We start from the raw sequence: 19,380 nt of genomic DNA, 5'->3' as shown, positions 1-19,380 counted from the left end.
TGGGCGATCGGACCTGTTCCGGCTCGCATTCCCGGTGCGAAAATGCTACCGGGCTCCCAACAGGGATTTTGACAGTCAAATGGCCGATATTTTTCGCGAGATCGATGAAGAGGTCCGCCGGGACAAGGCGGCGCAGCTCTGGAAGAAATATGGCTGGCTGATCACGGCTCTGGCCGTGATCGCCGTCGTCGGCGTGGCCGGCTGGCAGTTCTGGCAGCACCAGCGCAACCAGGCGGCGGCCGAGGTCGGCGCGCGTCTCGAAGCGGCGCTGAAATCCTCGCGCGACGGCGACAGCGGCCAGGCCGAGGCGATCCTCAAGGAGCTCGCCGCCGGCGCCCCGGCGGGCTATCGCGAGATCGCCCGCTTCCGCCTCGCCGCCGAGACCGGCAAGGGCGACCCGGCCGCGGGCGCCGCGGCTTTCGACGCGCTCGCCGGCGACGCTTCGCTCGACCAGAGCTATCGCGATCTCGCCCGCCTGCGCGCCGGCATCCTGCGCGTCGATCTGGTTCCCTATGCCGAGATCAAGCAGGCGCTGGAGCCGCTGGCGACGCCCACCGGCGTCTGGCGCCATTCGGCCCGCGAATTCCTCGGCGTCTCGGCGCTGAAGCACAATCTGTTCGAGGATGCCGGCCGCTGGTTCGACGCCATCGTCACCGATCCGGCGACGCCGCAGGCCGAGCGCCAGCGGGCCGACCTCTATCTCGCGCTGGTCCGTGGCGGGCCGGTGACGGTGCAGAACTAGAAAAATCTCCTATCATCGCGCGTCATCCCGGGTGACCGAAGGGAGACCCGGGATCCATGCCTGAGCCTTTCCGGATGACGTTCAGGCATGGATCCCGGCTCCGCGCTCCGCTTGGCCGGGATGACGACGGAAGACGTGAAAACTGATGACTGCCATCGTCGCCCTCATCGGCCGCCCCAATGTCGGCAAGTCGACGCTGTTCAACCGGCTCGTCGGCCGGAAGCTCGCGCTGGTCGACGACCGGCCGGGCGTCACCCGCGACCGCCGCGAGGGCGACGCCACGCTCGGCCATCTGCGCTTCAAGGTCATTGACACGGCCGGCCTCGAGGAGGCGGACCGCGATTCGCTCGCCGGCCGCATGCGCGCCCAGACCGAGACGGCGATCGCCCAGGCCGACATCATCCTGTTCATGATCGATGCCCGTCTCGGCCTGACGCCGATGGACCAGCCCTTCGCCGATCTGGTGCGCCGCTCCGGCAAGCCGGTGATCCTGCTCGCCAACAAGGCGGAGGGGAAGAAGGGCGCCGACGGCATCATCGACGCCTATGCGCTCGGGCTCGGCGATCCCGTCCCGTTCTCGGCCGAGCATGGCGAGGGCACTTCGGATCTGCTGGAGGCGCTCGCGCCCTTCATCGACGACGAGCCCGAGGAAGACGCGGAAGAGAGCGGGGCGGGCTGGGACGAGGTCGCGGGCGATGACGGCGTGGAGGGTCTCGATCCGAACCGGCCGCTGCGCGTCACCATCATCGGCCGGCCCAATGCCGGCAAGTCGACCCTGGTCAACCGCATGATCGGCGAGGAGCGGATGCTGACCGGCCCCGAGGCCGGCATCACCCGCGACACCATCTCGGTCGACTGGGAGTGGCGCGGCCGCAAGGTCAAGCTGTTCGACACCGCCGGCATGCGCAAGCGCGCCCGCATCGAGGAGAAGCTGGAGAAGCTCTCCGTCGCGGATTCCCTGCGCGCCATCCGCTTCGCCGAGGTCGTGGTCGTGCTGCTCGACGCCACCATCCCCTTCGAGAAGCAGGACCTGACGCTGGTCGACCTGACCGAGCGCGAGGGCCGGGCCGTCGTCATCGGCCTCAACAAATGGGATCTCGTCGCCGACAAGCAGGGCCTGCTCGCCGAGCTGAAGGAGAAGGCGAACCACCTGCTGGCGCAGGTGCGCGGCGTGCCGATCGTGCCGCTCTCGGGCCTCGCCGGCGAGGGCATCGACCGGCTGATGCAGGCGGTGTTCCAGGCCTATGACGTCTGGAACCGCCGCGTCTCCACGGCGCGGATCAACCGCTGGCTCGAGGGCGTGCTCTCGGCCCACCCGCCGCCGGCGGTGGCCGGGCGGCGGATCAAGATCCGCTACATGACGCAGGCCAAGTCCCGCCCCCCGACCTTCGCCCTGTTCGGCAACCAGCTCGAGCACCTGCCGGTGTCCTATATCCGCTATCTGGTGAACAACCTGCGGGAGGGCTTCGACCTGCCGGGCACGCCGATCCGCCTGCATCGCCGCGGCGGGCACAACCCCTACGACAAGGAGCGCAAGGGGTGATGCGCCGGTCGGACGCCGCGTGACCCGGGCGAAGCGGCCGATGCCCGAGACGGTGAGCGCGCTCTTCGTCGACCGGGACCGGAAGGTGCTGCTCGGCCTGCGCGCCGTCTGGAAGCGTGCCTGGCCCGGCCATTGGGACGCCATCGGCGGCCATGTCGAGCCGGGCGAGGTGCTCGACCAGGCGCTGATCCGCGAATGCCGCGAGGAGGTCGGGCTGACGCCGACCCGCTACGAGCTGGTGCTGTCGGAGGCCGAGCGCTTCCCGGAGCGCAACGGCGCGGCCCTCCACCACATCTACGTCGTCAGCGACTGGGAGGGCGGCAATGCGGTCAACCTCGTCGAGGAGCATGACGAGATCCGCTGGTTCAGCCTGGAGGAGATGGCGGCGCTGCCGAACCTGACCATCCCCGACCTGATCCGGCTCGCGCGCGCGTCGCTGGGCTGAGAGCCCGCCGGCCGAGGCCGCCGCCGGCGGCTCAGGCCGGCTTCTGCGGCGTCAGCACCTTGCCCTGCGGGAAGTCGAAGATCCGGCCGCTCTCGGTCCAGCCGGGCGAGGCCAGCCGGACCAGATGCGGCGCCAGCTCCTCCGGCGTCTTCAGCGTCAGCGGGTCCTCGCCCGGCATCGCCTCGGCGCGCATCTTGGTGCGCAGCGGCCCCGGATTGACCAGCATGACCTTGACCGGCGTCGTCGCCGTCTCGGCCGCATAGGTCCGGCCGAGGGCTTCCACCGCCGCCTTGGAGATCGAATACGGCCCCCAATAGGCCGTGCATTTATGGGCCGCGCCCGAGGAGAGCAGGATGACGCGCCCGGCATCGGAGGCGCGAAGCGCCGGGTCGAGCGTCTTGATCAGCCGCCAGTTCGCGGTGACGTTGATGTCCAGCGTTTTCGCCCATTCCTTCTCGGTGGCGTGGCCGAGCGGCGTCAGCGGGCCAAGCACGCCGGCATTGGCGAGCAGGATGTCGAGCCGGCCCCAGCGCTCCAGCAGGGCCGGGCCGAGCTTCTCCAGCCCGCCGGCATCGGAGAGGTCGAGCGGGACCAGCGTCGCGCTGCCGCCGAGCGCCTGGATCTCGTCGTCCAGCTCCTCGAGCGCGCCCTTGGTGCGGGCGAGCGCCACGACATGGGCGCCGGCGGCCGCGAAGGCCAGCGCCGCGGCGCGGCCGATGCCGCGCGAGGCGCCGGTGACGAGCGCGATGCGATCCTGGAGTGGTTTGGTCATGACGGACGCGGCCCCGGTCTCATCAAGCGCTCGTCATCCCGGACGAGCCGCGCGGCGGCGCCGATCCGAGGTCCATGCCGGAGCGCTTCCAGCAAAGGTTCAGGCATGGATTCCGGATCTTCGCTTCGCTGCGCCCGGGATGACGGTTGAGGGTGGAAAAGCTTCAGCCGGCTTCGGCCAGCAGGGAGATCTGCTGCTTGGCGCTCTCGCCGATCACGTCGGTCAGCGAGGTCGGATAGTCGCCGGTGAAGCAGTGGTCGGTGAATTGCGGCCTCTGCGGATCGCGCCGCTCATGGCCCATGGCCCGGTAGAGCCCGTCGACCGAGATGAAGGCCAGCGAATCGGCGCCGACGAACTGGCGCATCTCCTCGAGCGAATGCGTCGCGGCGAGCAGCTTCTCGCGATCGGGCGTGTCGATGCCGTAATAGTCGGGATGGGTGATCGGCGGCGAGGAAATGCGGAAATGCACCTCCCGCGCTCCGGCCTCGCGCATCATCTTCACGATCTTGAAGGAGGTCGTGCCGCGCACGATCGAATCGTCGACCAGCACGATGCGCTTGCCCTCGACCACCGAGCGGTTGGCCGAATGCTTCAGCTTGACGCCGAGCTCGCGGACCTTCTGCGTCGGCTCGATGAAGGTGCGCCCGACATAGTGGTTGCGGATGATGCCGAGCTCGTAGGGGATGCCGCTCGCCTGGGCGTAGCCGAGCGCGGCCGGCACGCCGGAATCCGGCACCGGCACGACGACGTCCGCGTCGGTCGGCGCTTCCTGGGCGAGCACCGCGCCCATCGCCTTGCGGCGCTCGTAGATGCTGCGGCCTTTCACGATGGAATCCGGCCGGGCGAAATAAATGTACTCGAAGATGCAGGGCCGTTCCGCCGCCGGCGGGAAGGGCTTGTGGCTCTCGATGCCGCTGTCGGAGATGATCACGACCTCGCCGTTCTCGATCTCGCGGACGAACTTGGCGCCGATGATGTCGAGCGCGCAGGTCTCGGAGGCGAGGATCGGGCAGCCGTCGAGCTCGCCCAGCACCAGCGGGCGGATGCCGAGCGGGTCGCGCACGCCGATCAGCTTCTTGTTGGTCATGCCGACGAAGGCATAGGCGCCCTCGATCTGGCGGATCGCCTCGATCAGCCGGTCGACGAACTGGGATTTGCGGCTGCGCGCCACCAGATGCAGCAGCACCTCGGTATCGGAGGTCGACTGGTAGATCGCGCCGTCGCGCACCAGGTTGCGGCGCAGCGTCAGCCCGTTGGTGAGGTTGCCGTTATGCGCCACGGCGAAGCCGCCGCCATGCAGCTCGGCGAAGAGCGGCTGGACGTTGCGCAGGATCGTCTCGCCGGTGGTCGAGTAGCGGACATGGCCGATCGCCTGCCGCCCCTTGAGCTTCTCGATGACGCCGGCCTCCGAGAAGGCGTCGCCGACCAGGCCGAGCCGGCGCTCCGAATGGAAGCGCTTGCCGTCGAAGGAGACGATGCCCGTCGCCTCCTGGCCGCGATGCTGCAGCGCATGCAGGCCCAGCGCCGTCAGCGCCGCGGCATCGGCATGGCCATAGATGCCGAAGACGCCGCATTCCTCCCGCAGCCGGTCGGCGTCGGGGTCGAAGGCGGTCTCCGTCTCGGTCTGCGAGATCATGGCGAGCTCCACGCGGCGGGCTTGAGCGGACTTTCTACGCGCTAATTAGGGTCGGGTCGGGGCAGGCGCAACCGGCGCCGCCGGCGCGGGCGTGCGCGGCTCCTCGGCCGGGGCCTCCGGCGCGGTCTCGGCGACCGGCTTCTTCAGCAGGTTCTTGATGAAATCGGCGTTCACGTCCTGCGGCAGCAGGGCGATCAGCGAGCGGCCGGTCTCCTCGAGCATCGGCTTGGCCTTGGCGTCCTTCGCCCAGACCGGCATCTTCTCGTTGCCGACCAGCGCCGCGAAGAAGAGGTAGCCGATCACCGCGAGCAGCAGCCCGCGCGCCGCGCCGAAGACGAAGCCGAGCGTGCGGTCGAGCGCGCCGATGCGCGAATCGAGCACGAAATCGGAGATCCGGGCCGTGATCAGCGAGACCACGATCAGCGTGCCGAGGAACAGCGCCGCGATCGAGGCCACGAGCGCGATCGTGTCCTGCGCCGAGCTCGCCGGAATGTATTGCTTTACGAAGGGCACGAGCTGCGGGTGGAACACCCAGGCCACCGCCGCCGCGGCGATCCAGGAGACGATGGCGAGGACTTCACGGGTGAAGCCGCGGACCGCCGCCAGCAAAGCCGAGATCAGAACCACGCCGATGACGACGAGATCGAGAATGGTGACAGGCATGGGAGGGCCGCTTTGCTGATGACTCAGGGCGCGGCGGCCCGCAGGCGGACCACCGTTTCGGCTTTGCTATACGCGCTCCGGGCTCTTGCGTCACCCATCCGCGGAGGTCATTTCACACTCTTGCGCGGTGCGCGGGCGGCGATATCGGCAACGAGTTCCGTGACATGGCCGAAACGGCGCAGGCTGAGGCCGTTGCCGTCGCCATGGTCCGCGCCGCCGGCGGGCATCAGCGCCGATTCGAAGCCGAGCTTCGCCGCCTCCCTGAGCCGCGCCGCCGCGACCGAGACCGGCCTGATCGCGCCCGACAGCGCGATCTCGCCGAAATAGACCGCTTCCTGCGGCAGGATCGCCCCCGTCAGCGAGGAGACGAGCGCCGCCGCCACCGCGATATCGGCGGCCGGCTCGTTGACGCGCAGGCCCCCGGCGACGTTGAGATAGACGTCGTGCTGGCCGAGCCTCAAGCCGCCATGGGTCTCCAGAACCGCGAGCACCATGGCGAGGCGGCTGTTCTCCCAGCCGACGACGGCGCGCCGCGGCGTTCCGAGCGCCGTCGGCGCCACCAGCGCCTGGATCTCGACCAGCACCGGGCGGGTGCCCTCGACCCCGGCGAAGACCGCCGCGCCCGGGGCCGGCTGGTCGCGGCCGGCCAGGAACAGCGCCGAGGGGTTCGTCACCTCCGACAGGCCCTTGCCGGTCATCTCGAAGACGCCGATCTCGTCGGTCGCGCCGAAACGGTTCTTCTGGCCGCGCAGGATCCGGAAGGAATGCGCCCCTTCTCCTTCGAAGGACAGCACGGCATCGACCATGTGCTCGACCACGCGCGGCCCGGCGATCTGGCCGTCCTTGGTGACATGGCCGACCAGGATCAGGCAGACGCCGCTGGTCTTGGCGTAGCGGATCAGCGCCTGGGCCGAGCCGCGCACCTGCGTCACCGTGCCGGGCGCGCTCTCGACCTCGCCCGACCACATGGTCTGGATCGAATCGATCACGACGAGGGCAGGGCGCTCGCCCTGGCCCAGCGTCGCGACGATGTCCTCGACATTGGTTTCGGCGGCGAGGTCGACCGGCGCCTCGGCCAGCCCCATGCGCTCGGCCCGGAGCCTGACCTGCCCGGTCGATTCCTCGCCCGAGACATAGACGACGCGCCTTCCGGCCTTGGCCAGCGCGGCGCAGGCCTGCATCAGCAGGGTCGACTTGCCGATGCCGGGATCGCCGCCGATCAGCAGCACCGAGCCCGGCACGAAGCCGCCGCCGGTGACGCGGTCGAGCTCGCCGATCCGTGAGACGATACGCGGCGCGTCCTGCGTCTCGCCCTTCAGCGTCTCCAGCGCGAAGACGCGTCCGCGCGCCCGCCCGCCGGAGGAGGGGCGGCCGCCGCCGGGGGCGGGCGCGGCCTGCGCATCCTCGACCAGCGAGGACCAGGTGCCGCAGGCGTCGCACTTGCCCTGCCAGCGGTGGTAGACGGCGCCGCAGGCCTGGCAGTGATAGGTCGGGCCGCGCTTGGCCATCAGCTCGACGCCGTCAACGGCTACAGCCCCACATATCGCCGCCGGTAGCGGCGGCCGAGGCTGGTCAGGATCTCGTAGCCGATCGTCCTGGCGCCGGCGCCGACGGCTTCGAGATCGAGCGGGCCGCCGATCAGCGTCACCGGCGCGCCGCGCACGGCGGATCCTTCCGGGGCTTCCGTCACGTCGATGATGATCAGGTCCATCGAGACCGAGCCGACGAAGGGGCAGGTCACGCCGCCGACCAGCGCCGAGCCGCCCGTCGCCGTGTCGGTCCAGCTCGCATTGCGCGGATAGCCGTCGGCATAGCCGAGGCAGATCGTGGCGAGCTTGCGCCGGCTCCCGGCCGTCCAGCGCCCGTTATAGCCGACCTGCGTGCCGGCCTCGACCACGCGGGTCTGGATGATCGTCGCCTCCAGCCCGACGACGGGCTGCATCGGGTTCGGCTTGCCCGGCGTCGGGTTGCCGCCATAGAGCGCATAGCCCGGCCGGGTGAGCTGGTAGGACGGGCAGTCCTTCAGGAAATGGCCGGACGAGTTCTTGAGCGAGGCCGGCAGGCCGGGGAAGGCCGCGGCGATCTCGGCGAAGGCGGCGATCTGGCGGGCATTGGCCGGGTCGGCCTCGTCCTCGGAGGAGGCGAAATGGCTCATCACCAGCCCGATATCGGCGGCGGCGATCGCGCCCGATTTCTCGCGGGCGAGGTTCAGGCCTTCGCCGGGCCAGAGTCCGAGCCGGTTCATCGCCGTGTCGACATGCAGCGCCGCCGGCCTGACCTTGGCTCCGGTCTGCCGGAAGGAGGCCCATTCCAGCAGTTCCTCATGCGAGCCGAGCACCGGCGAGAGCGCATGCTCGGCATAGAGGCCGCAACTGCCGGGCAGCAGGCCGTTGAGGATGTAGACCGTCGCCTCGGGCGCAACCTTGCGGGCGCGCACCCCCTCGGAGAGATGGGCGACGAAGAAGTTGCGGCAGCCGGCCCTGGCGAGCGCCGTCACCGCCGGCTCGATGCCGATGCCGTAGGCGTCGGCCTTGACCACGGCGCCGGCTTCCGTGCCGGCGCGCCGGCCGAGAAGCCGCCAGTTCGAGACCAGCGCAGCGAGGTCGATGGTCAGCGTCGCGCCATAGGCGGGGGGATCGGGCGTGTCGAAGGACATCATTCACGGTCCGGGAGATGGAGTTCGTCGGCGCGGTCGGAGAAGCGTGTCACATCGGCGTCGAACTGCAAGGCGACGGTGCCGGTCGGGCCGTGGCGCTGCTTGCCGATGATCAGCTCGGCGAGGCCGTGGGCGGCCTCCATCTCGATCTGCCATCTGTTGTGCTCCTCGGTGCCGGGGCGCGGCTCCTTGCCCTTGAGATAGTACTCCTCGCGATAGACGAACATCACCACGTCGGCATCCTGCTCGATCGAGCCGGATTCGCGCAGATCGGCGAGCTGGGGGCGCTTGTCGTCGCGGTTCTCGACCTGGCGCGAGAGCTGCGAGAGCGCGACGATCGGGACGTTGAGCTCCTTGGCCAGCGCCTTCAGGCTGGTGGTGATCTCGGTCAGCTCCTGCACGCGGTTCTGGTTGTTCTTGGACGAGCCGGAAAGGAGCTGGAGATAGTCGATGAACAGGACGTCGAGCCCCTTCTGGCGCTTGAGGCGCCGGGCGCGGGCCATGAGCTGGGCGATCGAGATGCCGCCGGTCTGGTCGATATAGAGCGGCAGCTTCTCGATCTGGGCGGCGACGTCGGTCAGCCGGGCGAAGTCGGCCTCGGTGATGCGGCCCTGCCTGATCTTGTAGGAGGAGATGCCCGACTGCTCGGCGACGACGCGGGTGGCGAGCTGGTCGGCCGACATTTCGAGGGAGAAGAAGCCGACCACGCCGCCGTCGACCGTCTTGATCGACCCGTCCTCCTGGCGCTCGCCGCGCCAGGCCTTGGCGATGTTGAAGGCGATGTTGGTGGCGAGCGAGGTCTTGCCCATCGCCGGGCGGCCGGCGAGGACGAGCAGGTCGGAGCGCTGCAGGCCGCCCATGCGCTGGTCGACGTCGCGCAGCCCCGTCGAGATGCCGGAGAGGCCGCCGGCGCGCTGATAGGCACTGGCCGCCATGTCGATGGCGAGGCGCAGCGCCCCGTCGAATTTCTGGAAGCCGCCCTCGTAGCGGCCCTTTTCCGCGAGCTCGTAGAGCTTGCGCTCGGCATCCTCGATCTGCTCGCGCGGCGCCATCTCGACGGGGGCGTCATAGGCGACGTTGACCAGATACTCGCCGACGCCGATGAGCTGGCGGCGGATGGCGAGGTCGTAGATCGTGCGGCCGTAATCGCCGGCATTGATGACGGTCGTCGCCTCGGCGGCGAGGCGGGCGAGATACTGGCTCGGCGTGATCTCGCCGAGGTCGAGGTCGTTGACGAAGGTCTTGAGCGTGATCGGCGTCGCGATCTTGCCGGCCCGGATCAGGCTTCCCGTCAGCTCGAAGACGCGCTGATGGATCGGCTCGAAGAAATGCTCCGGCAGCAGGAAGTCGGAGACGCGGTAGAAGGCGTCGTTGTTGACCAGGATCGCGCCGAGCAGCGCCTGCTCCGCCTCGATGTTGTGAGGCTGGACGCGATATTCGGCCTCGCGGTTGTCGAGGCGGGCGACGAGGGCGGTAGCGGTGGCCATGACTGCCTTGATAAGTAAGCGTTTACTTACTTTTTTCGCGCCGCCATAGGCCCGCCGGGGACGGGCGCACGACGGCAACTGAGTCGGGATGGTCCTAGAGTATCACCGCGCCAGCTCCTGCCAGTAGGGTCTTGCATGATCCACCCCTTTGCACAGGCCATGGAACGAAAAAGGCGCCGTGTTGCCACGGCGCCCTTGACTCGTCGTCCGAGCGGTTCGGCTCAGCGATCGTCGTCGCCCGCCTCGGCCAGCGCCGCGCCGACCTCGAGGCCGAGATCGTCGAGATCGAACTCCTCGCGGGCCGTGACGTTCTCGCCGGCGGCCTGGCGGTCGGCCTCCTCGGCCGAGCGGGCGACGTTGACCGTGACCGTGACGGCGACTTCCGGGTGCAGCACCACCGGGACGGTGTGCAGGCCGAGCGTCTTGATCGGGTGGTTCAGCGTCACCTGGCTGCGGGCGACCTTGAAGCCTTCGGCCGAGAGGGCCTCGGCGATGTCGCGGGTCGAGACCGAGCCGTAGAGCACGCCGGACTCGCCCGACTGGCGCAGGATCACGACGGTCTGGCCGTCGAGGCGCTCGGCGACGGCATCGGCTTCCGACTTCAGCTCGAGGTTGCGGGTCTCGAGCTCGAGCTTCTGGCTCTCGAAGCGCTTCTTGTTCTCCTCGGTGGCGCGCAGCGCCTTGCCGCGGGCGAGCAGGAAATTGCGGCCGAAGCCGTCGCGGACGCGGACGACGTCGCCCATCTGGCCGAGCTTGGCGACGCGTTCGAGCAGGATCACTTCCATTTTGTCTTCTCCTTGGGTTCGGTATGCGGATGTCAGGTTCGGCTGGGCGGAGGAGGCAACGCCGCCCGCCTGCGCAGGCCGAACAGCGAGTTGGCCAGCCCGATGAGCGCGAGCAGCGGTGTCAGCACGGCCTGCATCACGACGAGCGCGACATAGACCGAGATCAGCATCGGCGCCCGCCAGGGGCGGCCGCGCGAGATGTCGTGCAGCAGGCAAAGCCCGCTGAACATGAAGGCGGCGAGCAGCGCGCCGGCGAAGGCCGTCGCCGCGAGGCCGACGAAGCCGCCGAGCGCGGCGAGGGCGGCTGCGAGCAGGAGCAGCAGCAGCCCCGTGCGCGGCAGCGCCGTCGCGGGGATGAAGGGCCAGGGTCGGGGCAGCCGGCCCGAGACCTTCACCGCCCGCGCCGCGAGCCAGAGATTGGCGGTGATGGTCGTGACGAAGGAGGCGCCGATGCCGAGCGGCACGGCCGGCGCCAGGCTGTGAGCCAGCTCGCCGATCTCGAGATCCGCCGGCAGGGAGATCAGCCGCCCGCGCACCATCTCGTTCAGCAGGCTCTCGATCATCCGGGCGATCACCGAGCGGTAGGTCTCGTAGTCGGTGGTCATCACCAGCGCGCTGCCGACGGTGGCGAGCGCGGCGGTGGCCGCGATCCAGACCATGAGGTTGCCGAGCGGATACCATTCGACGGCGCCCTGGGCGTCCGTGCGGGCGAGCAAGGCGAGATAGGCGATCCACCAGGCCGGCAGGCCGATGATCAGCGCGAAGGCCACGCCGCCTGTCGGCGCCAGCGCCACGGCGACCGCGAGCGCGCCCGCAACCGTGGCGAACAGCCCGGAGCGGTGGTTCCAGCCCAGCGATGCGATGAAGATCGGCAGGGGAGCGGCCGAATACAGCAGGGCCGCCAGCGGCGATCCGGTGATCACCACTGAGAAGAGCAGGGCCGATACGAGGCCCGCGCCGATGCCGACAATCGGAATCATGGTCCGTCCTGCTGTCCCGCTGCTCGCACGCCTTCCGGCGCGGCAGGGTGAGAGGCCCTTGGCCTCAACGAACCCGGAGGAGTCTCACCGCCGGGCGACTGGTTGGTCTTGAATGCGAGAGCCGGAGGCGCCGGGGCGCCTCCGGAAATTGTCAGTATCCGGATCCGAATGGACGGATCAGCGGATGACGTAGGGCAGCAGGCCGAGGAAGCGGGCGCGCTTGATCGCCTGGGCGAGCTCGCGCTGCTTCTTGGCGGAAACCGCCGTGATGCGGGACGGCACGATCTTGCCGCGCTCGGAGATGTAGCGCGAGAGCAGGCGGACGTCCTTGTAGTCGATCTTCGGCGCGCCCTCGCCCGAGAACGGGCAGGACTTGCGGCGGCGGAAGAAGGGGCGGCGGGCGCCGGCGGATGCAGTCGACATGGATCAGGCCTCCGCTTCGGCGGTTTCGGTGGTCGCTTCGTCCTCGCGGCGCGGACGGTCGCGGCGCGGGCCGCGCTCGAAACGGTCGCCGCCGCGCTCGGGGCGGTCGTCGCGGTCGCGCTTCTGCAGCATCGCGGACGGGCCTTCCTCCAGCTCCTCGACCTTGATGGTCATGAAGCGCAGGATGTCCTCGTTGATGCGCATCTGGCGCTCCATCTCCAGCACGGCGGCGGAGGGGCCCTCGATGTTCAGCAGCGTGTAATGCGCCTTGCGGTTCTTCCGGATGCGGTAGCCGAGGGACTTGACGCCCCAGTACTCGACCTTGCGGATGGCGCCGCCATTCGCCTCGATCACGCTCTTGAACTGCTCGACAAGAGCCTCGACCTGCTGCGCGCTGACATCCTGCCGCGCGAGCAGCACATGCTCGTACAATGCCATATGTGGCCTTCCTTGTTTCACCCTGCTTCGTCCGGCGCGGAGCCCTTCGAGCCCTGGATAAGGCCCGACAGGATTTCATTCGAAGGCGGAGACACGGGATGCCGGTTCTGTCGCCTCGGCCGAAAGGTGGATTCCACTTTTCGGAAAATCCGATGCGACGACAAAGCCCGATCACCGTTATCGCGTCCTGTCGGACACGCGGTGATCTGAGGAACCTGCGCCCGTCCTTGCGGGCGAGCGCCATCCGTTCAGCCTCCGGCCGAACAAGCAGGAGGCGGTCGTTACAGTGTCCGCGCCGCAATGGCAACCGGAATCTGGCACCGAAACCCGCTCGCGCAGCGGAAAATCCGGGCTCCAAGCTTGACTTGGCGGCAAAACCGTTGTGACAGCCCCGTCACAAAGACAGAAAACATTAAGGACGAGGCGTTCCGGACATGACGACAGCCTTCATCTTTCCCGGGCAGGGCTCCCAAGCCGTCGGCATGGGCAAGAGCCTGGCCGAAACCTTCCCGGCGGCGAAGGCGGTGTTCGACGAGGTCGATGCGGCCCTGTCGCAGAAGCTCTCCGCGCTGATGTGGGAGGGGCCGTCCGAGGAGCTGACGCTGACGGCCAACGCCCAGCCGGCGCTGATGGCGGCGAGCCTGGCGGTGGTGCGCGTGCTCGAAGCGGAGGCCGGGCTGGACCTGGCGCGCGACGCCGCTTTCGTCGCGGGGCATTCGCTCGGCGAATATTCGGCGCTGGCGGCGGCCGGCACCTTCTCGGTCGCCGACGCCGCGCGCCTGCTGCGCATCCGCGGCGACGCCATGCAGCAGGCGGTGCCGGCGGGGCAGGGCGCCATGGCAGCGCTGCTCGGCGCCGAGCTCGACCTTGCCCGCGAGATCGCGGCGGCCGCCGCGCAGGGCGAGGTCTGCGAGGCGGCCAACGACAATGGCGGCGGCCAGGTCGTGCTCTCCGGCGCGAAGGCGGCGATCGACCGCGCCATCGCGCTCGCGACCGAGCGCGGCGTCAAGCGGGCCATGCTGCTGCCGGTCTCGGCGCCCTTCCACTGCGCGCTGATGCAGCCGGCGGCCGAGGCGATGCGGCAGGCCCTGGCGACGGTCGCGATGCAGGCGCCCGTCGTGCCGGTGATGGCCAATGTCGGCGCCGCGCCGCTGAGCGAGCCGGAGGCGATCCGCGCCTCGCTGGTGGCGCAGGTCACCGGCACCGTGCGCTGGCGCGAATGCGTGCAGGCGATGGCGGCGGCCGGCGTCAACGATTTCGTCGAGCTCGGCAGCGGCAAGGTGCTCGCCGGGCTGGTCAAGCGCATCGCCGCCGGCGTCGCGACGGCTTCGGTCGGCAGCGCCGACGACATCGCGGCCTACAAGGCCCGCAGGGGCTGACGACCGCGCCCCGCCTCGGAAGGCGGATGCGCATGCACGGCAGAAGGCCGCAGAAGGGGAGTAGACATGTTTGATCTGACCGGCCGCAAGGCCCTGGTCACCGGCGCGACCGGCGGCCTCGGCGGCGCCATCGCAAGGACCCTCCACGCCCAGGGCGCGAGCGTCGCGATCTCCGGCACGCGGGCCGAGGCGTTGGAGACGCTCGCCGCCGAGCTCGGCGAGCGGGTCGTGGTCGCGCCCTGCAACCTCGCCGACAGGGATTCGGTCGAGGCGCTGGTGCCGGCCGCCGAGGAGAAGCTCGGCGGGCTCGACATCCTGGTCAACAATGCCGGCATCACCCGCGACAACCTGTTCCTGCGCCTCAAGGACGAGGATTGGGACAGCGTGCTCGCCGTCAACCTGACCGCGGCGTTCCGCCTCTCGCGCGCGGCCGTGAAGTCGATGATGCGCCGGCGCTACGGCCGAATCGTCGCGATCGGCTCCGTCGTCGGCACCACCGGCAATCCGGGGCAGGGCAACTACGCCGCCGCCAAGGCGGGGCTGATCGGCATGTCGAAGGCGCTGGCCGCCGAGGTCGCGAGCCGCAACATCACCGTCAACGTCGTCTCGCCGGGATTCATCGAGTCACCGATGACGCAGGTCCTGACCGAGAAGCAGCGCGAGGGCATCCTCGCCGACGTGCCGATGGGCCGCCTCGGCTCCGGCGCCGACATCGCGGCGGCGGTCGCCTATCTCGCCAGCGAGGAAGCCGGCTACGTCACCGGCCAGACGCTTCATGTCAATGGCGGAATGGCTATGATCTGAATGGGTTACGGTGCATTCTGGACGCTCTCCAGAAGCGGTTTTACGCTCTCGCCACTGTGGACAGGGTGTGTTAACTAGCGCCGTCGCTCTGCCTTTCGAACGCCCGGGGACTTGACGAAAACCCGGTTGTTGCGTTTGTGCAGGCTTCGAGCTTTCCGGATCGCGGGCATCATTCCGATGGCGCGGCGGGGCGGAATGAAGATCCATATGCGCGTCGCGAATCCGCGATGCGTTTCCAGTTTCTAAGGAAGAGACTCATGAGCGATGTCGCCGAGCGCGTGAAGAAGATCGTGGTCGAGCACCTCGGCGTCGAGCCCGAGAAGGTCGTCGATAGCGCCAACTTCATCGAGGACCTGGGCGCGGACAGCCTCGACACCGTCGAGCTCGTCATGGCCTTCGAGGAAGAGTTCGGCGTCGAGATCCCGGACGACGCGGCCGAGACGATCGTGACGGTCGGCGACGCGGTCAAGTTCCTGTCGGCCAAAAGCGCCTGATCGACAGCGCTGATCAACGGCGCCTGATCAAGAACGCCGGTCCCGGCTTCCGATCGGCCCTCCGGGGCCGTTTCCCGCAGAAGGTATCATGGCTCCTCGTAGTGTTTCGATGCGGCGTGTCGTCGTGACCGGGCTCGGCATGGTGACGCCGCTCGCTTGCGGCGTCGAGCCGACCTGGACCCGCCTCCTTGCCGGCGCCAGCGGCGCCGGCCCCATCACCAGCTTCGACGCCAGCGACCTGCCGGCGCGGATCGCCTGCAACATCCCGCGGGGTGACGGCAGCGACGGGACCTTCAATCCCGACGAGTGGATGGAGCCCAAGGAGCAGCGCAAGGTCGACGATTTCATCGTCTTCGCCATGGCGGCGGCCACGCAGGCCCTGGCGGATGCCGGCTGGAAGCCGGAAAGCTACGAGGACCAGACCCGCACCGGCGTCGCCATCGGCTCCGGCATCGGCGGGCTGGGCGGCATCTACGACGCCTCGCTGCTGCTGCACGAGCGGGGCCCGCGCCGCCTCTCCCCCTTCTTCATCCCCGGCCGCCTGATCAACCTCGCCGCCGGCTATGTCTCGATCGAGCACGGCCTCAAGGGGCCGAACCATTCGGCCGTCACCGCCTGCTCGACCGGCGCGCACGCCATCGGCGACGCCGCGCGCATGATCGCGCTGGGCGACGCCGACGTGATGGTCGCGGGCGGCGCCGAATCGGCGATCAACCGCATCGGCATCGCCGGCTTCTGCGCCTGCCGCGCGCTTTCGACCGGCTTCAACGACACGCCCGAGAAGGCCTCGCGCCCCTATGACAAGGATCGCGACGGCTTCGTCATGGGCGAGGGCGCCGGCGTCGTCGTGCTCGAGGACCTGGAGCACGCCCTGGCCCGCGGCGCCCGCATCTATGCCGAGATCGTCGGCTACGGGCTGTCGGGCGACGCCTATCACATCACCTCGCCGGCCGAGGACGGCGACGGCGCCTATCGCTGCATGAGCATGGCGCTCGACCGCGCCGGCATCGCCGCCTCGGACCTTGACTACATCAACGCCCACGGCACCTCGACGCCGCTCGGCGACGAGATCGAATTGCGCGCCGTCGAACGGCTGCTGGCGAACGCGCCGAAGCGCCCGTCGATGTCCTCGACGAAATCGGCGACCGGCCATCTGCTCGGCGCTGCCGGCGCGATCGAGGCGATCTTCACCGTGCTCGCGATCCGCGACCAGATCGCGCCGCCGACGATCAACCTCGACAACCCCTCCGTCGAGACCGAGATCGACCTGGTGCCGCATGTCGCCCGCAAGCGCGAGATCGACTACGCCCTGTCGAACTCCTTCGGCTTCGGCGGCACCAACGCTTCGCTGGTGCTGAAGCGCTTTCAGCCGGCCGGCTGAAGGTTCGCGCATCGGGCATATCTTCCCCGTCATTGCGAGCCCCCGCGTCCTGCCTTCGGCAAGCCCGGGGGCAGGCTCCGCGAAGCAATCCGGGGATCGGGCGGGGCGCTCCAGCCCGGTCCCCCTGGATTGCGTCGTCGCTTCGCCCCCCGAGGACGGAGGGGCGTTCCGGCCCCGGCCAGCGCGGTTTCGCCATAATCTTGGGTAGAGTTCGCGCCCGGTGCTGGCGAATGCATGATTCCGCGTTCACAGCCGCGACGAAACCGGCTCTAATGGCGCGGCTCCGGAGTCCGCCGTGCCCGGTGTTCCATCCGGCCGATGCGCTTCGGACGCGTCGTGCCGAGGTCGTCTCTCCCGTTCTGCGAGCGCTGAAACTGTGAACGATACGCCCCGCGTCGCCCCCAAAAGCCCGAGCGAGGCCCTCAAGCCGGTAGCGCCGCCGGCGCCGCCGCCCAAGGCGCGCCGCCGCCGGCGCAGCCCCTTTCTGGCGATGCTCAGCGGCCTGTTCACGCTGCTCCTGGTCGCGGCCGGCGTCATCGGCGCCGGAATCGCCGTCGTCTCGAATCAGAGCAAGGCGCCCGGCCCGCTGACCAGCGACCGCGCCCTGATCATCCCGAAGGAGAGCGGCCTCACCGAGATCGCCGAGCTGCTGCAGCGGGAGGGGCTGATCGAGCATCCGCTCTCCTTCCGCATCGCCGCGGTCGTCAGCGGCGACTGGCACAGGCTCAAGGCCGGCGAATACCTGTTCAAGGCCCGGGTCAGCCCGCAGGAGATCCTCGACATCATCTCGAGCGGCAAGGTGGTGGAGCATTCGATCACCATTCCCGAGGGGCTGACCAGCGAGCAGATCGTCGAGCGGCTGCGCGAGAACGACCTGCTTACCGGCGAGATCGCCCAGGTTCCCAAGGAAGGCTCGATCCTGCCGGACACCTATCGCTTCCCCCGCGGCTTCTCGCGCCAGGCCATCATCGACCGCATGGCGCGCGACCAGCGCGTGGTGCTGGCCCGGATCTGGGAGCGCCGCCCCGCCGACCTGCCGATCAAGACGCCGCAGGACCTCGTGGTGCTGGCCTCGATCGTCGAGAAGGAGACCGGCCGCGCCGATGAGCGCCCGCGCGTCGCCGGCGTCTTCATCAACCGCCTGAACCAGAAGATGAGGCTGCAGTCCGACCCGACGATCGTCTACGGCCTCGTCGGCGGCAAGGGCACGCTCGGCCGCCCGATCCAGCGCAACGAGATCACCCAGGCGACGCCGTACAACACCTATGTCATCCCCGGCCTGCCGCCGGGGCCGATCGCCAACCCCGGCCGCGCCGCGATGGAGGCCGTGGTGAACCATTCGCGCACCAAGGAGCTCTACTTCGTCGCCGACGGCACCGGCGGCCACGTTTTCGCCGAGACGCTCGATCAGCACAACCGCAACGTCTCGCGCTGGCGCCAGATCGAGACGACGCGCTCGCAGCAGAACGGCAAGCCGCCCGCCGACGCCATCGACAAGGTCGAGCCGCCGCCGGCTCCCGACAACCGCACCGAGGCGCCGGCTTCGACCCAGCCCGCGGCGGACACCGGCGCGGCCGAAGGCGCCGCCCCGGCCGTCGCCCAGCCCGGCGGCGTGGCGGGCACCCGCGCCCGCGCCTTCGACGCCTCGGAGGGCACGGCGCGCGACCCGCTGCTGAACAAGAGCTTCGACCTGAATTCGCCCAAGCAGGTGCCGCAGCTCAAGCTCCCCTGACGAGGCCGGGGACGGCGGCCCGTCGTCCCCATCTTCCGCGTCGCCGCGCTTGCGATGGCCGCAGCGCGCCACTACGGTCCCGCCGCATCGCGCCCGGGAAAGGCGCGGCAGACGGATCGCAAAGCGGGGGATGAATGGCCATCGAGAGCATGACGGGCTTTGCCCGTGCGGCGGGGACGGCCGGCATTCATGGCTGGGCCTGGGAGATCCGCAGCGTCAACGGCCGCGGGCTCGATCTGCGGGTCCGTGTCCCGCCCGGCTTCGAGGTGCTGGCCGAGGCGGCCCGCAAGCGCCTGACCGGCGCCTTCGCGCGCGGCACCCTGCACGTCAATCTCAGCGTCACCAGCGACGCCGGTCCGCCGCGCCCCCGCGTCAACGAGGCGGTGCTGGAGGCCCTGCTGGAGGCGATCGCGAAGCTGCCGCCGGCAGCCGGCATCGACCCGCCGACCTATGACGGGCTGCTCGGCATCCGCGGCGTGGTCGACTATGCCGACGAGGCCCAGGACGCGCTCGGCGCCATCGAGAAGCCGGCGCTCGCCGGGCTCGAGGCCGCCGCCGAGGCGCTCAAGGAGGCCCGCGCCGGCGAGGGCCGCGCGCTCGAGGCGATCGTGCTTGGCCATGTCGAGACGATCGCGCGCCTGGCCTCGGAAGCCGAGAACCATCCGGCTCGCAGCGCCGAGGCGATCCGCGCCCGCATCGCGGCCCAGCTCGAGGCCCTGCTCGGCGCGGCGGGTGGGCTTGACCCGCAACGCCTCCACCAGGAAGCCGCGCTCATCGCCGTGCGCGCGGATATCCGCGAGGAGATCGACCGGCTGCACGCCCATGTCGCGGCCTTGCGCGAATTGCTGGCGAAGGGCGGCCCGATCGGCCGCAAGCTCGATTTCCTGGCGCAGGAATTCGGCCGCGAGGCCTCGACGCTCTGCGCCAAGGCCAACGATCCCGGCCTGTCCCGGATCGGCCTCGACCTGCGCACGGTCGTCGACCAGATGCGCGAGCAGGTCCAGAACGTGGAGTGAGCCC

The 19,380-nt window shown here is 69.6% G+C and carries 19 protein-coding genes; 9 read left to right on the top strand and 10 right to left on the bottom strand.

Annotated elements, in window-relative coordinates; translation table 11 throughout:
* The first annotated feature begins 79 nt into the window (after nucleotides 1–79).
* The 3 genes from ACWH43_RS12870 (at nucleotide 80) to ACWH43_RS12860 (ending at nucleotide 2,730) form a co-directional block, all read left to right on the top strand.
* A complete protein-coding gene (locus ACWH43_RS12870; RefSeq protein WP_158448330.1) occupies nucleotides 80–742 on the top strand; it encodes a tetratricopeptide repeat protein in 663 nt (220 codons plus the stop codon).
* Between the two features lie 145 nt (nucleotides 743–887).
* Entirely contained in the window at nucleotides 888–2,285 is a 1,398-nt protein-coding gene (der, locus tag ACWH43_RS12865; RefSeq protein ID WP_158446021.1) for a ribosome biogenesis GTPase Der, read from the top strand.
* A gap of 40 nt (nucleotides 2,286–2,325) precedes the next feature.
* The gene (locus tag ACWH43_RS12860; RefSeq protein ID WP_158446022.1) at nucleotides 2,326–2,730 is read left to right on the top strand and encodes an NUDIX hydrolase; all 405 of its coding nucleotides are present in this window, start codon (nucleotides 2,326–2,328) and stop codon (nucleotides 2,728–2,730) included.
* 31 nt (nucleotides 2,731–2,761) lie between these two features.
* Here ACWH43_RS12860 and ACWH43_RS12855 read toward each other — a convergent pair whose 3' ends face one another.
* From ACWH43_RS12855 to rpsF, 10 genes are all read right to left on the bottom strand, one after another.
* The gene (locus tag ACWH43_RS12855) at nucleotides 2,762–3,502 is read right to left on the bottom strand and encodes an SDR family NAD(P)-dependent oxidoreductase (protein WP_158448331.1); all 741 of its coding nucleotides are present in this window, start codon (nucleotides 3,500–3,502) and stop codon (nucleotides 2,762–2,764) included.
* 163 nt (nucleotides 3,503–3,665) lie between these two features.
* Complete coding sequence (gene purF / locus ACWH43_RS12850; protein WP_158446023.1) at nucleotides 3,666–5,138, bottom strand: amidophosphoribosyltransferase; 1,473 nt, start codon at nucleotides 5,136–5,138, stop codon at nucleotides 3,666–3,668.
* 45 nt (nucleotides 5,139–5,183) lie between these two features.
* Complete coding sequence (locus ACWH43_RS12845; RefSeq protein WP_158446024.1) at nucleotides 5,184–5,801, bottom strand: CvpA family protein; 618 nt, start codon at nucleotides 5,799–5,801, stop codon at nucleotides 5,184–5,186.
* A 107-nt stretch (nucleotides 5,802–5,908) separates the two neighbouring features.
* Nucleotides 5,909–7,309, bottom strand: a complete 1,401-nt coding sequence (radA, locus tag ACWH43_RS12840) for a DNA repair protein RadA (protein ID WP_158446025.1) — start codon at nucleotides 7,307–7,309, stop codon at nucleotides 5,909–5,911.
* A 20-nt stretch (nucleotides 7,310–7,329) separates the two neighbouring features.
* Nucleotides 7,330–8,457, bottom strand: coding sequence for an alanine racemase (gene alr, locus ACWH43_RS12835; RefSeq protein WP_158446031.1), 1,128 nt, complete (start codon nucleotides 8,455–8,457; stop codon nucleotides 7,330–7,332).
* Nucleotides 8,457–9,944, bottom strand: a complete 1,488-nt coding sequence (locus tag ACWH43_RS12830) for a replicative DNA helicase (RefSeq protein ID WP_158446026.1) — start codon at nucleotides 9,942–9,944, stop codon at nucleotides 8,457–8,459. Before ACWH43_RS12830 ends, alr begins: the two co-directional genes overlap by 1 nt.
* A 221-nt stretch (nucleotides 9,945–10,165) precedes the next feature.
* Nucleotides 10,166–10,729 carry a 50S ribosomal protein L9 gene (gene rplI / locus ACWH43_RS12825; RefSeq protein ID WP_158446027.1) on the bottom strand — a complete coding sequence of 188 codons (564 nt, stop codon included), beginning with the start codon at nucleotides 10,727–10,729 and terminating at the stop codon, nucleotides 10,166–10,168.
* 32 nt (nucleotides 10,730–10,761) lie between these two features.
* On the bottom strand, nucleotides 10,762–11,709 hold the full coding sequence (locus ACWH43_RS12820; protein ID WP_448153497.1) for a hypothetical protein: 948 nt from the start codon (nucleotides 11,707–11,709) through the stop codon (nucleotides 10,762–10,764).
* A gap of 177 nt (nucleotides 11,710–11,886) precedes the next feature.
* Nucleotides 11,887–12,132 carry a 30S ribosomal protein S18 gene (gene rpsR, locus ACWH43_RS12815; protein WP_038367644.1) on the bottom strand — a complete coding sequence of 82 codons (246 nt, stop codon included), beginning with the start codon at nucleotides 12,130–12,132 and terminating at the stop codon, nucleotides 11,887–11,889.
* 3 nt (nucleotides 12,133–12,135) lie between these two features.
* Nucleotides 12,136–12,570: a 30S ribosomal protein S6 gene (gene rpsF, locus ACWH43_RS12810; RefSeq protein WP_158446029.1), complete on the bottom strand. Its 435-nt coding sequence runs from the start codon at nucleotides 12,568–12,570 to the stop codon at nucleotides 12,136–12,138.
* Nucleotides 12,571–13,004: 434 nt separating this feature from the next.
* On the opposite strand from rpsF, the gene fabD reads away from it, so the two are divergent.
* From fabD to ACWH43_RS12780, 6 genes are all read left to right on the top strand, one after another.
* Nucleotides 13,005–13,949, top strand: coding sequence for an ACP S-malonyltransferase (gene fabD, locus ACWH43_RS12805; protein WP_158448332.1), 945 nt, complete (start codon nucleotides 13,005–13,007; stop codon nucleotides 13,947–13,949).
* 66 nt (nucleotides 13,950–14,015) lie between these two features.
* Nucleotides 14,016–14,753 (top strand): 3-oxoacyl-[acyl-carrier-protein] reductase, encoded by a 738-nt coding sequence (gene fabG / locus ACWH43_RS12800; RefSeq protein WP_158448333.1) that lies wholly within the window; start codon nucleotides 14,016–14,018, stop codon nucleotides 14,751–14,753.
* 257 nt (nucleotides 14,754–15,010) lie between these two features.
* On the top strand, nucleotides 15,011–15,247 hold the full coding sequence (locus ACWH43_RS12795; protein ID WP_038367632.1) for an acyl carrier protein: 237 nt from the start codon (nucleotides 15,011–15,013) through the stop codon (nucleotides 15,245–15,247).
* A 109-nt stretch (nucleotides 15,248–15,356) separates the two neighbouring features.
* Nucleotides 15,357–16,628: a beta-ketoacyl-ACP synthase II gene (fabF, locus tag ACWH43_RS12790; RefSeq protein ID WP_158443566.1), complete on the top strand. Its 1,272-nt coding sequence runs from the start codon at nucleotides 15,357–15,359 to the stop codon at nucleotides 16,626–16,628.
* Between the two features lie 376 nt (nucleotides 16,629–17,004).
* Nucleotides 17,005–18,360, top strand: coding sequence for an endolytic transglycosylase MltG (gene mltG, locus ACWH43_RS12785; RefSeq protein ID WP_158443528.1), 1,356 nt, complete (start codon nucleotides 17,005–17,007; stop codon nucleotides 18,358–18,360).
* A 134-nt stretch (nucleotides 18,361–18,494) separates the two neighbouring features.
* Nucleotides 18,495–19,376, top strand: a complete 882-nt coding sequence (locus ACWH43_RS12780) for a YicC/YloC family endoribonuclease (RefSeq protein WP_158443529.1) — start codon at nucleotides 18,495–18,497, stop codon at nucleotides 19,374–19,376.
* Nucleotides 19,377–19,380 lie beyond the last annotated feature (4 nt).

It is taken from the genome of Allobosea minatitlanensis (assembly GCF_964020775.1).
The sequence above is the reverse complement of the archived record's forward strand: the minus strand, read 5'-3'. Positions and strand labels throughout refer to the sequence as shown.

Bases quoted from the DNA above. Each gene is read 5' to 3' on its own strand.
- ACWH43_RS12870 (WP_158448330.1), top strand. From the start codon at position 80: ATGGCCGATATTTTTCGCGAGATCGATGAAGAGGTCCGCCGGGACAAG.
- der (WP_158446021.1), top strand. From the start codon at position 888: ATGACTGCCATCGTCGCCCTCATCGGCCGCCCCAATGTCGGCAAGTCG.
- ACWH43_RS12860 (WP_158446022.1), top strand. From the start codon at position 2,326: ATGCCCGAGACGGTGAGCGCGCTCTTCGTCGACCGGGACCGGAAGGTG.
- ACWH43_RS12855 (WP_158448331.1), bottom strand. From the start codon at position 3,502: ATGACCAAACCACTCCAGGATCGCATCGCGCTCGTCACCGGCGCCTCG.
- purF (WP_158446023.1), bottom strand. From the start codon at position 5,138: ATGATCTCGCAGACCGAGACGGAGACCGCCTTCGACCCCGACGCCGAC.
- ACWH43_RS12845 (WP_158446024.1), bottom strand. From the start codon at position 5,801: ATGCCTGTCACCATTCTCGATCTCGTCGTCATCGGCGTGGTTCTGATC.
- radA (WP_158446025.1), bottom strand. From the start codon at position 7,309: ATGGCCAAGCGCGGCCCGACCTATCACTGCCAGGCCTGCGGCGCCGTC.
- alr (WP_158446031.1), bottom strand. From the start codon at position 8,457: ATGTCCTTCGACACGCCCGATCCCCCCGCCTATGGCGCGACGCTGACC.
- ACWH43_RS12830 (WP_158446026.1), bottom strand. From the start codon at position 9,944: ATGGCCACCGCTACCGCCCTCGTCGCCCGCCTCGACAACCGCGAGGCC.
- rplI (WP_158446027.1), bottom strand. From the start codon at position 10,729: ATGGAAGTGATCCTGCTCGAACGCGTCGCCAAGCTCGGCCAGATGGGC.
- ACWH43_RS12820 (WP_448153497.1), bottom strand. From the start codon at position 11,709: ATGATTCCGATTGTCGGCATCGGCGCGGGCCTCGTATCGGCCCTGCTC.
- rpsR (WP_038367644.1), bottom strand. From the start codon at position 12,132: ATGTCGACTGCATCCGCCGGCGCCCGCCGCCCCTTCTTCCGCCGCCGC.
- rpsF (WP_158446029.1), bottom strand. From the start codon at position 12,570: ATGGCATTGTACGAGCATGTGCTGCTCGCGCGGCAGGATGTCAGCGCG.
- fabD (WP_158448332.1), top strand. From the start codon at position 13,005: ATGACGACAGCCTTCATCTTTCCCGGGCAGGGCTCCCAAGCCGTCGGC.
- fabG (WP_158448333.1), top strand. From the start codon at position 14,016: ATGTTTGATCTGACCGGCCGCAAGGCCCTGGTCACCGGCGCGACCGGC.
- ACWH43_RS12795 (WP_038367632.1), top strand. From the start codon at position 15,011: ATGAGCGATGTCGCCGAGCGCGTGAAGAAGATCGTGGTCGAGCACCTC.
- fabF (WP_158443566.1), top strand. From the start codon at position 15,357: ATGCGGCGTGTCGTCGTGACCGGGCTCGGCATGGTGACGCCGCTCGCT.
- ACWH43_RS12780 (WP_158443529.1), top strand. From the start codon at position 18,495: ATGGCCATCGAGAGCATGACGGGCTTTGCCCGTGCGGCGGGGACGGCC.